We start from the raw sequence: 16,042 nt of genomic DNA on the forward strand, positions 1-16,042 counted from the left end.
AATACCTAATAGCCATTTCACAATGCTAAACCTTTAAACCTGCTCCCTTAAACCTTTGTTAAGCCAGCTTCTCTTTCACAATTTCGGCAATTAATTTACCATCAGCTTTGCCTGCCAATTCCTTGTTGGCCAGGCCCATTACCTTACCCATATCCTTAACCGATGTAGCGCCAGATTGTTTGATTACCTGCTCAATTATCGATGCAACTTCTGCCCGATCTAGTTGCTGTGGCAAAAACTGATTGATTACCGCAATCTCCTCTTCCTCTACCTGAAATAAATCTTCGCGGTTTTGAGATTTATAAATATCTGCAGACTCGCGACGTTGTTTGATTAATTTCTGTAAGATTTTCAATTCTGTCTCTTCAGTAATTTCTTCTGAGGAACCTTTTTCGGTTTTAGCCAGAAGTAAAGCAGCTTTAATGGCTCTCAACGCTCTTAACTGTGCATTGTCTTTAGCCAACATGGCTTTCTTAATTTCTTGATCTATCTGTATCATTTGTTTTTTAGTTTTTGGTTGTTTAGATGTTTGGCGGTTAGCTATTTAGATGTTTAGGGTTCCTTTACAATATTTACTTAGTAAACACTATGTACCAACAAACCAAACAAATAAAAAACCAAACAAATAACTGCTACCCTCTATTTATAATCGTTGCTGTTGCTTGTATGGTTGGCATAATCAGCATATCATTAATGTTTACATGCTTTGGCCGGCTAACCACATACCAAATGGCATCAGCAATATCAGCTGCAATTAATGGTTCCAGGTTTTCGTAAACTTTCTTTGCACGTTCTTCATCTCCCTTAAAACGTACGACAGAAAATTCAGTTTCAACCATACCGGGATTGATTTCAGTAACTTTAATGCCATAAGGCAAAAGATCGATACGCATGCTTTTGCTTAATGCATCAACCGCATGTTTGCTGGCACAATATACATTCCCATTAGGATAAACCTCTTTACCTGCAATCGAGCCAATATTCACAATGTGCCCCGATTGGTGAGGTATCATCCAGTTGGAAACAATTTTAGTTACATAAAGCAATCCTTTTACATTGGTATCGATCATCGTATCCCAATCATCGGTATTTCCTTTATCAATCGGGTCCAAACCCTGACTCAAACCTGCATTATTAACCAACACATCCACTTTTTTCCAATCTGATGGTAAAGCTTCTAACAAGGTTGATAAACTTTCTTTATCCCGAACATCGGCCAAAACCTGTTGAATTTCGATGGCGTACTTGTCTGCCAGATGATGAGAAAGCTTTGCTAAACGATCCTGGCGACGGGCAAGAAGAATAAGATGATAACCTTGTTGGGCGAATGTATGTGCACAAGCCTCGCCGATGCCAGAAGTTGCGCCTGTAATTAATGCAATTTTAGCCATAGTATGAATAATTTAGCTTCAGTAAACCAATAAGCTACAATAGCCATTGATTTATAAAGGCAAGCAAAGGTAAGTTTTTTTGAATTGTACGGCTATTGAAAAATTAAACTGAACGTTAATTGACGTAATTTTAACTTATCGATTGGGTTTGCAAAAACGGTATTGTCATGCTGAAGGAGATCATCAGTAGAATACGCCAGCTTAATTTCAGGCGACATTTTAAAATATTCGAAATACAAGTCGAATCCGATTCCGGTTTCGTAAGAAAGGTAATTCCGTTTGTTCTTTAAAAATTTATTAATCGGTGTTTCACCCTCATCAAAGAATTTTTTCTTTGATGCAATATCAATAGAATATTTGGCGCCACCCAACCAGTAAGCCCGGAAATTATTCATCCTATTCGATTTAACTTTCAGCCCCAAAGGAAATTCGAACATGGTGGCCTGAACCTTTTTATCGATAACACTTTGAAAATTTTTCACCTGACCATTCCCAACCGTGATCGACTCCATTGGCAAGTACTCATAGGTAACCACCCGATCACTAAAAATTAAGGAGGGTGTTGCCCGAATATCAAAATTTTCGGCAATTCGCCTGTTCATCACAAAACCTAAACCGAAACCTTGAGAAGGTGGACTGGAAATAGAATTTAATGAACCGGTAACTGGCAAACCAGAATTCGAATCGTACGAAACTTCTAGCGAGTTTGGAACCTCATAAAATGGTGCCCGCCAGTTTTCTTTTTTTAAAATTTTATACTCAGCAGAAATATATTGGAAATTAAACCCGAAACTCCAGTCCTCATCATCAATTCCCCCACCCCAGTTTTGGGCAAAAGTTAAAGTTGAAAGGCTACATAAAGAGAGGATGAGGCTTAATTTTTTTATCATTTAGTTCCTGCGTATATTGAACTTATTCCAAACGTCAAAATTCTTTGTTTGGTACTTTTAAAACCAACTTTCTCCATCAAACTGGTAAAATCTTTACCATCAGGGAAAGCGGCAACCGATTCTGGCAGATAAGTATATGCTCTGGCATCTTTTGAAAAGAGTTTTCCGAAGAATGGCGTTACATGTGAAAAGTAAAAATTATAAAGCTGTTTAACCGGGAAGACCCTGGGTTTTGAAAATTCCAAAATAACCATTTTGCCACCAGGTTTGAGTACGCGGTACATGTCGGCCAAACCTTTTTCAAGGTTCTCGAAGTTACGAACACCATAAGCGCAGGTAATGGCATCAAAAGAATGATCTGCGAAATGCAAACCTTCCGAATCGCCCACCTGAACTGTAAAAACTTCATTCAAACTGCGTTCGTTAATCTTCTTTTTGGCTACTTCTAACATTCCCTCAGAAATATCTACACCAATTACTTTTTCAGGGTGAAGTTTTTTTATGGCTTCAAACGCGAAATCGCCGGTTCCGGTGGCCACATCCAATAAATTCCTAGGCTGAATAGAAACCAACTCCTTAATGGCCATTTTGCGCCAAAGCACATCAATCCCCAATGAGAGAAAGTGATTTAAAAAATCGTAAGTACCTGAAATGTTATTAAACATGGTAGCAACCTGCTCTTTTTTGGTTGCATCTTCAACTTGATATGGAGTGATATTCTGATTCATGATGTGTGGCAAAGATAGGGAAAAAGTCGTGAGTCTTTAGTCTGGAGTCTGAAGTCTGCCTCATCAAAACGCTTTCGGCAATTTAAAGTTTACATTTCAACGAGAATATGCAATTTAGACTACCGACTTCCCTCTTCGGACTTCCGACTCAAAACCCTACCTTTGCAATATGGTTATCAAAACGGCAACATTTGTTTGTAGCAACACCCAGATTTCGGCATTACCGCCCCCAACTATGCCAGAGTATGCTTTTATTGGCCGCTCTAACGTGGGTAAATCTTCACTAATAAACATGTTGGTAAATCAGCATGGATTGGCAAAAACCTCGCAACGCCCTGGAAAAACACAACTGATTAATCATTTCTTAGTGAATGAAAAATGGTATATCGTCGATTTACCCGGCTACGGTTACGCTAAAGTTTCTAAAACGAGCAGAGAGAAATGGGAAAAATTTATTCGGGCTTACATCACCAAAAGAGAAAGTTTGCAATGTGTTTTTGTATTAATTGATAGCAGATTAGATCCGCAGCAAATAGATATTGAGTTTTGTTATTGGCTCGGAGAGAAACAAATTCCTTTTTCACTGATTTTCACAAAAGCTGATAAACAAGGGATGACAACTACACAAAAAAACGTAGCCGCTTTCAGGAAAAAACTGGGTGAATTTTTTGAGGAGATTCCGGCTACATTTATTACTTCAGCAGAAAAGGGGAATGGAAAAGATGACGTTTTAAATTTTATTACTGAAGTAAATCACGATTTTGTTGTGCCAACAGATTATAAGAAATTTTAGATGGTTTGTTAGGCATTAGTTCATTAGTCAATGGTTCATTAGATTACTAACACATGGCCATTAGATCATTACTTAAACTTGAATTGTATGGTTGTGATGCTAACACAAAATTAAATCTTAAGAGTAATTTGTTCTTTAAACTAAAAACAATGGAGCCATTACCCAACTACACAATTAACCAGTTAACCGATTTGTACAGTTAACCAATTCTAATAAATGAAAAAATATTTTTCACTCGTATTATTCGCTCACTCGGTTTTTGCCTTACCGTTTGCCATGATCGGATTTTTCCTGGGTGTTACCACTACCGAAAATCCTTTCTCCTGGTATAAATTAATTCTGGTTTTGCTTTGCATGGTTTTCGCAAGAAATTCTGCCATGGCGTTTAACCGCTACCTTGATCGAAATATTGATGCCAAAAACCCACGTACAAAAATGCGTGATATTCCTGCTGGAAAAGTTTCGGCTAAAGAGGCATTGATATTTGTAATTGTTAATTGCATACTTTTTTCTATTGCCACCTATTTCATCAATCCGCTTTGTTTTTATCTATCGCCGGTAGCATTATTTGTTGTATTATTTTATAGCTATACCAAAAGATTTACGGCGCTTTGCCACCTGGTGTTAGGTTTAGGTTTAGCGCTCGCCCCTATTGGCGCTTACATTGCAGTTACCGGTCATTTTGCTTTAGTTCCGGTTTTGTATTCTTTAACGGTACTTTTTTGGGTGAGCGGATTTGATATTATTTATGCCTTGCAGGATGAAGATTTCGACCGTGAGGAAAATTTACATTCTATTCCCTCAACACTTGGCATTAAAAATGCACTAAATGTGTCGGTTTTGCTCCATATTTTATCAGCAGCATGCGTAATTTTACCCGTATTCTTCACCGAATTTAGCTGGGTTTATTATGTTGGAATTGTATTTTTCTGCTCGATGCTGATATATCAGCATTTGCTTGTAAAACCAAATGATATTAGTAAAGTTAACAGGGCCTTTCAAACTTTAAATGGCTATGCATCGGTTGTATTTGCCATTTGCTTTTTGATTGACGCGTACATAAGAACGAAATAAATGATGGAATGAGTGAATTATTGAATGAGTGAATTTTGAATGATTGAATTAGCGCATGTTTCAGGCAAATTGCACATTTAGAATTTAATCATTTGATAACCAGCTACATCATTCTCTCATCCATTCATTCAAAATTCAATCATACTCTCATCAATAATTTACGAACATGATTATAGAAAAAAAGACTAGAAAATATATTCCCCAAGACCTAACCATCACATGGGAAAGCCTCGAGCCATTGTTTAGTGAACTGCAAAGCCGCGAAATAAACAATGTGGATGAACTGGAACAATGGCTGAAAGATCGTTCTGAACTGGAAGCCGCCCTGGAGGAAGATTTCGCCTGGAGATATATCAAAATGAGCTGCGATACGGCGAATGAAGAGCTGGTTAAAAACTTCCAGTATTTCGCTGAAGAAATTGAACCAAAGATTTCACCTTTATCGAATGAGTTAAATAAAAAGTTTGTGGAAAGTCCGTTTATGGATGATCTGGATAAAGCAAAGTTTTTCGTTTACAGCAGAGCGATTAAAAAAGCCTTGGAAATTTACCGTGAGGAAAATATTGAGTTGTTCACACAATTACAGGTGAAACAGCAAAAATACCAGGGTATTACCGGTGCCATGAGTGTTGAAATCAGCGGGCAGGAATATACGCTCGAACAAGCCTCAATTTTTATTAAAGATTTAAATCGCGAAGTTCGCGAAAATGCCTGGAAAACCATTCAGCAACGTCGTCTAATTGATAAGGATGATTTAAACATTTTATTTGATGAGCTGATTAAATTACGTAATCAGGTAGCGTTAAATGCCGGTTTTGAAAACTACCGTGATTATATGTTCCAGGCTTTGGGTCGTTTTGATTATACGCCACAGGATTGCTATGATTTTGCCAATGCCATTGAGAAGGAAATTGTTCCCATTTTGAAAGAGCAGGCAGAAAAACGCCGGGAAGCTTTGGACTTAGACGCTTTAAAACCATGGGATTTGGAAGTAAGTGTAAGTGGTAAACCCGCTTTAAAACCTTTCAATAATGGCGAAGAACTAATTGATAAAAGTATTGCTTGTTTTAATGCCATCGATGAAAAACTGGGTACAAAACTGGCTACCATGAAGGCAAATAATCTTTTTGATGTAGAAAGCCGGAAAGGAAAAGCACCAGGTGGATATAACTATCCATTGGCAGAAACCGGAGCGCCTTTCATATTTATGAATTCAGCCAATTCGCTTCGTGATTTAACAACAATGGTTCACGAGGGTGGCCATGCGATTCATACTTTTCTTACAGCCAATTTAGAATTAAATGATTTTAAACATTGCCCTTCAGAGGTAGCTGAACTGGCTTCAATGAGTATGGAATTGATCTCAATGGATAATTGGGACGTTTATTTCGATAACGAAGAAGATCTAATTCGTGCAAAAAAAGAGCAACTGGCCGATGTGTTGAAAACATTGCCTTGGGTTGCCGTAATCGATCAGTTCCAACATTGGATTTATACCAATCCGGATCACACCGCGGCAGATCGGGAAGAAACCTTTAAACAGATTTACAACCGTTTTGGAGCAGGTTTTGCCGACTGGACTGGTTTGGAACAACAATTTGGCAATGTATGGCAAAAACAACTTCACCTATTTGAAGTACCGTTTTATTACATTGAATATGCCATTGCACAATTAGGTGCTATCGCCGTTTGGAAAAATTATAAAGAAAATCCTTCTAAGGCATTAGATCAATATTTGGCGGCACTTTCTTTGGGTTATACCAAACCTATGAATGAAATTTATGAAACTGCAGGAATCAAATTTGATTTTAGCGCAGATTACGTGAAAGAACTGGCCCAATTTGTAAAAGAGGAACTGGAGAAATTGAATTAGTCAGGATTCTGAACCGGCCAATATTATTATTTTATTTTAAGTCGTAGTGCATTTCACTGCGACTTTTTTGTTGCCATTAGTTTGCCACAATAAATATCCTCAGCGATATTCGATTATTTTTGAGCCGATGCGCCACATCTCACTCAAACTACCGGCAAAAAATATTTTTCGACTAAACTTTATTTTTAATCAGATTAATATTGCAAATGAGTTTATTAAATGCTTTTTATGCAAAATTTTAGGACTCCAAAACGATAAAATTACTAACGTAACATTAACAGCTGAAACACTTTATTTATTTAAAAAATATACTAACTTTGAAACTACGCTTAGTAATTGTACTTTGTACACTAAGCAGGTTAAAAAATCAACAAAAATCAAATAAAATGAGCATAATTGTTAATGTCCATGCGAGACAAATCCTCGATTCGAGAGGAAATCCAACAATAGAAGTAGAAGTAGTAACCGAAGCAGGCGCTTTTGGTCGTGCAGCTGTACCAAGCGGTGCATCTACTGGTCAATACGAAGCTGTTGAATTACGTGATGGCGATAAATCTACATATTTAGGTAAAGGCGTTTTAAAAGCGGTTGAAAACGTAAATACTAAAATTGCTACGGCTTTAAGAGGTATTGATGTTTTTGAACAAAACGCAATTGATAAATTGATGTTGGAACTTGATGGTACTGAAAACAAAGGTAACTTAGGTGCTAATGCAATTTTAGGTGTTTCTTTAGCGGTTGCTAAAGCTGCTGCTGATGAAATTGGCCAACCTTTATATCGTTACATTGGTGGTGTTAACGCGAATACTTTGCCAATTCCAATGATGAACATCATCAACGGTGGTTCTCACTCTGATGCGCCTATCGCATTCCAGGAGTTCATGATTATGCCAGTTGGTGCACCTTCTTTCTCTGAGGCTTTACGTTGGGGAACTGAAGTTTTCCATAGCTTAAAGAAAATTCTTCATGATAGAGGTTTATCTACAGCTGTAGGTGATGAAGGTGGTTTCGCCCCTACTTTTGATGGTACTGAAGATGCAATTGAAACCGTTTTAAAAGCAATTGAAACTGCAGGTTACAAACCAGGTTCTCAAGTCTGTTTAGCGTTAGATTGTGCTTCATCTGAGTTTTACAAAGATGGCAAATATGATTACACTAAATTTGAAGGTGCAACAGGCGTAGTTCGTTCTAGCGAAGAACAAGCACAATATTTAGCTGACCTTTCTGCAAAATATCCAATCATTTCTATTGAAGATGGTATGGATGAAAATGACTGGACAGGCTGGAAAAGCTTAACAGATAAAATCGGTGACCACGTTCAATTGGTAGGTGATGATTTATTCGTAACTAATGTTACGCGTTTACAACGTGGTATTGATGAAGCTACTGCTAACTCAATCTTGGTAAAAGTAAACCAAATCGGTTCTTTAACTGAAACGATCAATGCAGTTACTTTAGCGCAAAACAGTGGTTATACTTCAGTGATGAGTCACCGTTCTGGCGAAACTGAAGATGTTACCATTGCTGATTTAGCAGTTGCTTTAAACTGTGGACAGATTAAAACTGGTTCTGCATCTCGTTCTGATAGGATCGCAAAATACAATCAATTATTACGTATTGAAGAAGAATTAGGCGAAAACGCTCGTTTCATCGGTTCTAAATTTAAATACGCTAAGAAATAATTTTCGATTTATTTTATAAAAAATGCCGCTTAAATATTTAAGCGGCATTTTTTTGTTTCTATGCATCACGTCATTGCGAGGCACGAAGCAATCTTAAAAGTTTAAAAGTAAGATGAAGATGTTGTCTTATCAATGAAAGCCTGTCTGGCTCAGACAAAATAAACACCCCGCCCTGCGGGCACCCCGCTAAAAGAGGGGAATGCAAATCGCAGAAAATCAATTCCAAAACAGCCTTAATAATTGCCTTTCTATTCCAATATCCTTTTCTGGATGGCCAGTAATTGGCGTTCAGTTATTTTTTTAACAGGGTATAAATTTGCTTCTTTTGCCCATTTAACTTCCAGATCGTAAAAGGTAGTGGTGGGTGTTATCTTATCATTCATGGCTTCGTCAATAAAAAGTTTCCAACGATTGTAATATAATGATGATAATAAACCACTCCATTCCTTATGTGCATAATCTTTAAACCTGGTGAAAGATTTATTGTCTGGGCCCCAAAAGGTAATCTGAGCTTTAGCATTGTACAAAATATTGTTTGCATCTGGCAAGCCTTTTCCTAAAGCAACCGCCTGATTTAGCCACCTGTTTAATGTGAAATAATGATTGCTACTTAGCAAACTGTCTTGTTGTAAAACCATGCTCAAGAACACATTGCCCTTATCTTTTATCGATTTTTTATCTTTTTCCTGTATGGCTTTAACCAATTCATCATAAGCCCTATCGCCTTTATCGGCCATTACCTGCCTTAAAAAGTCAGTTTTATCCGTTTGGTAAGTTTCAGAATTTTTAAATTGTTTATCTGCTTTTATAAATAAGGCAACAGCTTGTTTAAACAGTTTGATGTCGTAATTACGCTTACGTGTACCCCAAGATGAAACCGGATTAACCTTGAGCGATGGCCTTGCGCAATAAATGCTTTCTGATGGCCCTTCCTGATAAACTATTTTACCTTTTTCATCTAGCGGACTGCTGTACACAGTTTGTGTAAACACTTTCCAGGCATCAACAATATCTTTGTTATAACTTCCGTATCGGTAAATGGTATAATCTGTAATCCATTTTTCTAAGGAAGGTTTTTCTTTTCGCCATGCCATATCTAACATCAAATCGTATGCTACAGGGTTATTATTTAATCCTTCCGGAATAATGCCTACACCTTTCAAGTAATTGTTGTATGGGCTTTGTTTTATTCGATAAACTTCATATAAAAAACGTTGAAGACGTCCGTATAAACCGGTCTTCTCGCCAAAGTTGCTTACATTAGACCAAATGAAACTGGTACCACCATAACCTTTTCGCAACTTCCAATTGGAAGTATTTTCACCAAAAAGTTCAATAATTAAGGTGTTTTCTTTTTTCAAACCTGCCAATAGCGCATCGGCAGGATTACTTTGCCAACCCTGCAAAACCCATGTACTGCTTGGAAAATGTTTTTGCATCATGCCTTGCACACTTTTTGCCACTGCAGTAATATCAACTCCTGTTTTTTTCCCTCCCTCATGAAAAGGTTCGCCGCCGAAATATTTAATATCGTTGCCGTATAGTTTTTTTAGTTCATCATAGTACACATCGGCTACAACATTAAATTTATCATTTGTTGGTACTAATATCGCAGGGCGTATAAATTCTGAAGCTACCCAAGTGCCTTGATCGATAATTTGTGCATCTTTAAGTGCATCAACTTTTTTATTCAAATCGTGAGGTACCATGCCGTAAAAACCCTGCAGAATGGGTTCTATTTCCAATTCTTTCATTTGGGTAAGTACCTTTTTTTGAAGTGCTGCCTGCGATTGCATAAAAGCGATACTGTTCGGTCCACCCCAGCCTTCTAAGTTGCCCATTAACCACCATGCAGTAAAAGCTGGTCCGGGAATAAAAGCTTTTGCCTCGGCATCAGTGTAGCCTAACTTTATTAAAGTATTATACCATACCAATTCGGTACCCATTGGGGCTAACATTAAATTTACCCCGCTTAAAGCCATCCAATCCAGTTCTTTCTCCCAATCTTTCCATCCATAAAAGCTAAACGAATAATTAATGGTACAATAATTTAGGGCATAGCGATATTGAAATGAAGAACTGATTCGAACCTTTTCGCTAATGACTGGCAGTTTCGAAAGTGGTGAAAGGTTATTTCCTAAATGGGATAAACTCCTGTTGCAATAGTATTTTAAATACCAGCCCAGGCCCTGTGCAGCAGCATTAGCGTTGGTTGCGGCAATTAAAATTCCCTTTCCATCAGAACTAAGCTCAAAAACATCTTTTTCACCAGAAACAATTTTGGAAAACTTGAGTGATTTAGCTAACCAGGGCACTCTTCGCTCTGCAATACTTTTTACCGAGCTAAAATCTTGTGCCTTTAATAAAGCAGTACTAGTGAGTAATAAGAGCGCAAATAATAATTTTCTTTTAAAAAAAGCCATGTGTGTTTAGAAAAAATGTTGAACTGAATGAAAACCCTTATCAAATACGTTCAAATGAACATAAAAAAAATTGCTTAATATCCTGTGATTAAAATTGAGATTCCTCTATTGCCAGATAGTTAATAAAATGTATGCATCCTTAAAAAAGGGCCGTTCTCATCATGAAAAACGGCCCTTACAGAAAAAATATAATTTAGGATACTACCAACCTGGAGTTTGTGTAAAACCTGGATTTTTGCCTTTTACTTTATTCATTTCTGCTTGTGGAATAGGAAATAAGTAATGTTTTGAGGCATCGAATGATCTGGTTTGAGATTGGAAATACGTAAATGTGGTATCTGTAGCACCGGCGATGGTATAATCAACACCAAAAACAGGTCTGTTATCAACAACTTCAGCTATCTTCCATCTTCTCACATCCCAAAAACGGTGGTCTTCCATTACCAGTTCTATTCTTCTTTCATGTCTGATTACGCTTCTCATTTGAGTTTGATTTAAACCAGCAGGAATATCCGGCATACCTGCTCTTTTTCTGATCGCGTTGATGGCACTATATACGGTAGCATCAGGACCAACAGCTTCATTTTGTGCTTCGGCATAGTTTAAATACAATTCTCCGGTTCTAAATATTGCCCATCCTTTTATTGAAGCGCCGGCACCGGTTGATAAAACTACACTCTCAGTCATGTATTTTCTCCACCAGTAATTGGTACCTGCTGCACCGGCATTGTCTTTATCAACACCGTAAATATTAACCGTACGATTTTTCCATCTGGCACCAGGGTATAAAATGCTTGAGTAAAACCTAGGGTCTCTGTTTCTGTATGGATGTTTTGGATCCCAGCCAGAACCTGTGGCTTTAATGGGCACTCCGGTTTTCATTTCGTAATCATCAACCAAATCCTGTATCGGCCCACTATTTGACCATCCCTGATAACCTAAAGGTTGTAAATTTTGATCAATCGCGGTGGTACCCATACTTCTACCCCAAATACATTCCGAATTCGCATAAACTAAAAATGCATCTTCATATTTTGGCGTTAACGTATAGTTATTGGCTAAAGCCATATCCAAGGCCTGTTTGCTTATTGTTGCTGCCGCTTGCCATCTGGATAGATCGTTACCTGGATTAGATAATACACTGGCAAAATATAAAGCTGCTCTAGATTTAATCGCCAAACAAATGGTTTTATTAGCCCTGCCCCACAAACTGGCACTGGTATGTTTCTCTGGCAAAATAGCCATAGCCGCATCAAGATCATTATTTATAGATGCAATAACCACGGGCAAATCGCTTCTTTCAACAAACACACCTTCCCCATCTGTTGCGGGTGATAGCGGTTTATCTAATAATGGAATTTTACCCCAACCTCTATATAACCTAAAATTATACCAGGCCCTTAACATTAATGCTTCTCCTCTTAATCTCGATCTACGTTGAGGATCATTTGGATCATCTGGAATTTTATCATAATTCGATAAAAAAACATTAATGGATCTTATGGAGGCATAATTGTTTGTCCACTCTATACTCATAGGGGCAAAGTTGGTTGGATTCCATGCACCATTATTAAAAATTATTGCACCATCAACCCATCTTTGCTTTCCCTCATCTGTCATTGCACTCGACACATAAAAACTACTATTGAGATAACCCCATGTACCAATATTAGCATAACAGCCATTGATAAATAGTTCGGCATTTGCTACACTTCCAAATACTTCTTGTTCATCAATATAATCATCTGGTACCTGGTCTAAAAAGCTTTTTTTACATGATGTACTTACCATCACTATCAATAGCGCAGTAAATAACTGTGATAGGTATCTTTTCATATTACTTATTTTATATCTTTTCATATTACTTGATGTTTATTAAAAGGTTAGTGTTAAACCTAAATTATATACCTTTTGGATCGGATATACTGCTGTACCATTTACAGACTGTTCAGGATCAAAATCTTGATAAGGTAATTTATCCCAGATAAATAAATTAAGTCCGTTAGCAAAAAACCTTAAATTATTGAGTTTCATTTTTTTCAACAATGCTTGAGGCAAGGTGTAGCCCAATTCTACATTTTTTAGCTTTAGATAGTCAGTTGAATAAATAAACCAGGTATTGATCGGACTATTGTTTTGAGCGGATACTGCCGACTGGTGAACTATTGGGTACGTAGCGGTTGATGCTGTTTCTGGTGTCCAAAAATCATTTAAACGATTTGGACCTAGGTAAGATATAAATGCTGTACCTTTTAAGTTACTTTGTAATAAAAAGCTAAGATCAAAACCTTTGTATCCAACACCTAATGATAATCCAAGTACATGGTTTGGAAAATTCCCCACCTGTAATGGAATTCGATCATTTACGTTAACGAAGCCATCACCATTAATGTCAGCATAGCGAAGATCGCCAGGCCTTGGTGCTCCTGCTACACTTTGTGGCGGAGCCGCGTTAATTTCAGCCTGATCTTTAACCAAACCTATTGCCTGATAACCCAATTGATAACCGATAGGTAAGTTGGTTAAACTTTGATAAGGAAATGTTAAATCTGGCTCATCTCTTTCTAAAATTTTGTTCTTGTTATAAGTCCAGTTTAAATAACCAAATAAATTCAATGCATTAATGTTCGTGTTATAGTTTAAAGATGCCTCCAATCCTTTGTTTACCACACGACCTACATTTATTTTGGGAGTATTTGTTATGCCCAAATAGGTTGGTATAGTTAAGGAAGAAGTTAAAATATCTTTTCTATCATTTCTAAAAAATTCGACATCTAGCCTGAGTTGATTGTTAAAAAATCCTGTTTCAACACCTAAGTTAATATTTTGTGACTTTTCCCAGGTAATGTTCGGATTGCCATTTCTTGATGAAACGTAACTTGCCACACCAGTTGAAACAGTACCAAACGTGAAGCCACCAGCATTACGGGCATAATCAGTAATAAATAACCAACGATCGGCAACCACCATTGGATCATTATTAATTTTATCATTACCCACGTAACCAAATGAGCCTTTGAATTTTAAAAGGTTCATTACTTTTGATTTAAACCAAGGCTCGGACGAAGCTATCCAGCCTGCAGACACAGCTGGAAAAACACCATATCTTTGGCCTTTCGGAAAATTCTCTGAGCCGTTGTAACCGATATTGAAATCAACAAAATATTTATTATCATAACTATACCCCAATCTGCCTAAATAACCTTCATAAACTGATGGTAAATATTGAGCTCTGGAGTTGAGGTTACGTGTAAATAATACTAATCCCTTAACATTGCTTTTTCCAAAATCGCGATTATAATCCAATTGCAGGTTCATTACAAAATAGCGAGTTGCTGCAGGGCTATAACTATTTGTTAAAGAAGTTTCAGTGGTAAATGGTGTACCATAAGTTTCTACACCCGTTACCGGATCTTTTCTATATCGATAAGATGTATAAGTTTGTCCATATGAGTTGTTAATGGCTGAATAATTCTCGAAAGAATATAATCCTTTAGCACTTAAACCTTTTGTGATGAAATCTAATTTATGGGTGGCCTCAATGGTTCCATTTGTACTGTTAAATGAGTTATTGTAATAACCACTTTCCTTTAATGCGGCTACAGGATTTCGAAGGTCGGCAGCAGTTATGCGCCCAGCTCCCCAACTTCCATCAGGATTATAAATAGGTGTTTGATAAGCCTGCATCAAATTTACCCAGGTAAATATAGAAGCATAACCCGGACCAGGGCCTACTCTATTTTCCAATCTTGAAGCTAAATCTAACCTCAGGTTTAACATTTCGGTTGCTTTAATATCAATGTTCGATCGGAAGTTATATCTGTCGTAGAGTTGTTTTATACCATATTTATTGTCGTCTGCACTTTTAAACAACGAGCCTTGATTTAAGTAACCTAATGAAACAAAATATTTTACATTTTCGTTACCGCCGCTGATGTTGGTATTGTACTGCTGTTGAGGGGTATATTCTTTAAAAAGTTCGTTATACCAATCTACATCCGGGTAGGTATATGGATCTTGCTTGTTAGTAAAAAGTTCAATTTCTCTGGCTGTCCAAACTGGTGCTAAACCATCATTTGCAGCACCGATGTTATCTAATGTTGCTCGCTCTAAACTATTAAACTTCGCTGGAAGGCGACCCGGTGTTTGCACCCCATAATTGGCATTAAAACTGATTTTTGTTTTACCAACGGTACCCCTTTTTGTAGTAACCAATACAACACCATTTGCACCTTGTATACCATATAAAGAGGTTGCAGCAGCATCTTTTAAAATACTAATGGATGCTACCTCATTTACATCAATATCACCAAAATTAGCATCACCCCTTGGTAAACCATCTATTACAATCAATGGAGTTCTGTTTGCGCCATAAGTACCAATTCCCCTGATGTAGATTGCCGCAGCATCTGCACCAGGTATTGCCTGCGATTGAATAGTAGTTAAACCTGGCAAACGGCCGGCTAGTGCATTACTTAAATTGGCTACCGGGCTTTGTTTTAATTCTCTGGTCTGAATGGTAGAAATAGAGGCTGTAACGCTGATTTTTTTCTGGGTTTGACCATAAGCCGAAACCACAACTTCCTCTAAACTACCCGATTCTGCAAGTAATTGAACAAGTAAATCACTTCTGCCATTAAGCTTTACCTCCTGGGTAACATAACTTACAAACGAAACCTGTAAAATGGCATCATCATTCACATTTTTAAGTGAAAATTTTCCGTCATTATCCGTAACTACGGCAATAGTAGTCCCCTTTACTTTTACCGTCGCACCAGGTAATCCGTTATTCGTTTCATCAATTACCCTGCCTCTAACATCGAGTTTTGCAGCTTGCGGTAATAATGACGATGAACCTTTATCTCTAACCACTATCGATCCTGATTCTATAGAGTAACTAAACGGTTGATCAACAAAACATTTATTCAGCGCTTCTTGTAGGGTTATATCCCGAATATTGATATTAAAAACTCTAGCTTTTTTGATTTTGGCAGAGTTGTATAAAACATCGTACCCGCTTTGATCGCCAATTGCAATGAGCGCTTTTTCGAGTGTAGTATTTTTCTCCGTTAAAGTGATTCGCTGTCCAAATGATGTTGCCCCTACCGACGTGAGAAAAGTGAACAAGAATATAGCAGTTAGCTTCATAGTTAACAAAATTTTGCTTTTCGCATAGCCGTTCCTATAC

Annotated in this window: 11 protein-coding genes; 4 read left to right on the plus strand and 7 right to left on the minus strand. The window is 37.4% G+C overall.

The window, feature by feature from the left end:
- Window positions 1-58: 58 nt before the first annotated feature.
- From R2Q70_RS18015 to ubiE, 4 genes are all read right to left on the minus strand, one after another.
- Entirely contained in the window at window positions 59-499 is a 441-nt protein-coding gene (locus tag R2Q70_RS18015; RefSeq protein WP_316808938.1) for a GatB/YqeY domain-containing protein, read from the minus strand.
- 133 nt (window positions 500-632) lie between these two features.
- On the minus strand, window positions 633-1,391 hold the full coding sequence (locus tag R2Q70_RS18020) for an SDR family oxidoreductase (RefSeq protein ID WP_316808939.1): 759 nt from the start codon (window positions 1,389-1,391) through the stop codon (window positions 633-635).
- A 92-nt stretch (window positions 1,392-1,483) separates the two neighbouring features.
- Entirely contained in the window at window positions 1,484-2,281 is a 798-nt protein-coding gene (locus R2Q70_RS18025; protein ID WP_316808940.1) for a PorT family protein, read from the minus strand.
- On the minus strand, window positions 2,278-3,009 hold the full coding sequence (gene ubiE, locus R2Q70_RS18030; protein ID WP_316808941.1) for a bifunctional demethylmenaquinone methyltransferase/2-methoxy-6-polyprenyl-1,4-benzoquinol methylase UbiE: 732 nt from the start codon (window positions 3,007-3,009) through the stop codon (window positions 2,278-2,280). The genes R2Q70_RS18025 and ubiE overlap by 4 nt, the downstream gene beginning before the upstream one ends.
- A gap of 169 nt (window positions 3,010-3,178) precedes the next feature.
- Here ubiE and yihA point away from each other — a divergent pair, with 169 nt between their 5' ends.
- The 4 genes from yihA (at window position 3,179) to eno (ending at window position 8,431) form a co-directional block, all read left to right on the plus strand.
- A complete protein-coding gene (yihA, locus tag R2Q70_RS18035; RefSeq protein WP_316808942.1) occupies window positions 3,179-3,802 on the plus strand; it encodes a ribosome biogenesis GTP-binding protein YihA/YsxC in 624 nt (207 codons plus the stop codon).
- A gap of 216 nt (window positions 3,803-4,018) precedes the next feature.
- A complete protein-coding gene (locus tag R2Q70_RS18040) occupies window positions 4,019-4,876 on the plus strand; it encodes a UbiA-like polyprenyltransferase (protein ID WP_316808943.1) in 858 nt (285 codons plus the stop codon).
- Between the two features lie 166 nt (window positions 4,877-5,042).
- A complete protein-coding gene (locus R2Q70_RS18045) occupies window positions 5,043-6,749 on the plus strand; it encodes a M3 family oligoendopeptidase (protein WP_316808944.1) in 1,707 nt (568 codons plus the stop codon).
- A 386-nt stretch (window positions 6,750-7,135) separates the two neighbouring features.
- Window positions 7,136-8,431, plus strand: a complete 1,296-nt coding sequence (gene eno, locus R2Q70_RS18050) for a phosphopyruvate hydratase (protein ID WP_316808945.1) — start codon at window positions 7,136-7,138, stop codon at window positions 8,429-8,431.
- Window positions 8,432-8,679: 248 nt separating this feature from the next.
- Here eno and R2Q70_RS18055 read toward each other — a convergent pair whose 3' ends face one another.
- The 3 genes from R2Q70_RS18055 to R2Q70_RS18065 all read right to left on the minus strand — a co-directional run bounded on the left by R2Q70_RS18055 (window position 8,680) and on the right by R2Q70_RS18065 (window position 16,002).
- The gene (locus R2Q70_RS18055) at window positions 8,680-10,854 is read right to left on the minus strand and encodes an alpha-N-acetylglucosaminidase (protein WP_316808946.1); all 2,175 of its coding nucleotides are present in this window, start codon (window positions 10,852-10,854) and stop codon (window positions 8,680-8,682) included.
- Window positions 10,855-11,055: 201 nt separating this feature from the next.
- On the minus strand, window positions 11,056-12,690 hold the full coding sequence (locus R2Q70_RS18060; protein WP_316808947.1) for a RagB/SusD family nutrient uptake outer membrane protein: 1,635 nt from the start codon (window positions 12,688-12,690) through the stop codon (window positions 11,056-11,058).
- Between the two features lie 39 nt (window positions 12,691-12,729).
- Window positions 12,730-16,002 (minus strand): TonB-dependent receptor, encoded by a 3,273-nt coding sequence (locus R2Q70_RS18065; protein ID WP_316808948.1) that lies wholly within the window; start codon window positions 16,000-16,002, stop codon window positions 12,730-12,732.
- Between the last annotated feature and the right edge of the window lie 40 nt (window positions 16,003-16,042).

Origin of the sequence: Pedobacter agri (genome assembly GCF_032678665.1) — a bacterium.
Classification (GTDB): domain Bacteria; phylum Bacteroidota; class Bacteroidia; order Sphingobacteriales; family Sphingobacteriaceae; genus Pedobacter; species Pedobacter agri_A.

Bases quoted from the DNA above. Each gene is read 5' to 3' on its own strand.
- R2Q70_RS18040 (WP_316808943.1), top strand. From the start codon at position 4,019: ATGAAAAAATATTTTTCACTCGTATTATTCGCTCACTCGGTTTTTGCC.
- R2Q70_RS18025 (WP_316808940.1), bottom strand. From the start codon at position 2,281: ATGATAAAAAAATTAAGCCTCATCCTCTCTTTATGTAGCCTTTCAACT.
- R2Q70_RS18020 (WP_316808939.1), bottom strand. From the start codon at position 1,391: ATGGCTAAAATTGCATTAATTACAGGCGCAACTTCTGGCATCGGCGAG.
- R2Q70_RS18015 (WP_316808938.1), bottom strand. From the start codon at position 499: ATGATACAGATAGATCAAGAAATTAAGAAAGCCATGTTGGCTAAAGAC.
- R2Q70_RS18045 (WP_316808944.1), top strand. From the start codon at position 5,043: ATGATTATAGAAAAAAAGACTAGAAAATATATTCCCCAAGACCTAACC.
- ubiE (WP_316808941.1), bottom strand. From the start codon at position 3,009: ATGAATCAGAATATCACTCCATATCAAGTTGAAGATGCAACCAAAAAA.
- yihA (WP_316808942.1), top strand. From the start codon at position 3,179: ATGGTTATCAAAACGGCAACATTTGTTTGTAGCAACACCCAGATTTCG.
- eno (WP_316808945.1), top strand. From the start codon at position 7,136: ATGAGCATAATTGTTAATGTCCATGCGAGACAAATCCTCGATTCGAGA.
- R2Q70_RS18060 (WP_316808947.1), bottom strand. From the start codon at position 12,690: ATGAAAAGATACCTATCACAGTTATTTACTGCGCTATTGATAGTGATG.
- R2Q70_RS18055 (WP_316808946.1), bottom strand. From the start codon at position 10,854: ATGGCTTTTTTTAAAAGAAAATTATTATTTGCGCTCTTATTACTCACT.
- R2Q70_RS18065 (WP_316808948.1), bottom strand. From the start codon at position 16,002: ATGAAGCTAACTGCTATATTCTTGTTCACTTTTCTCACGTCGGTAGGG.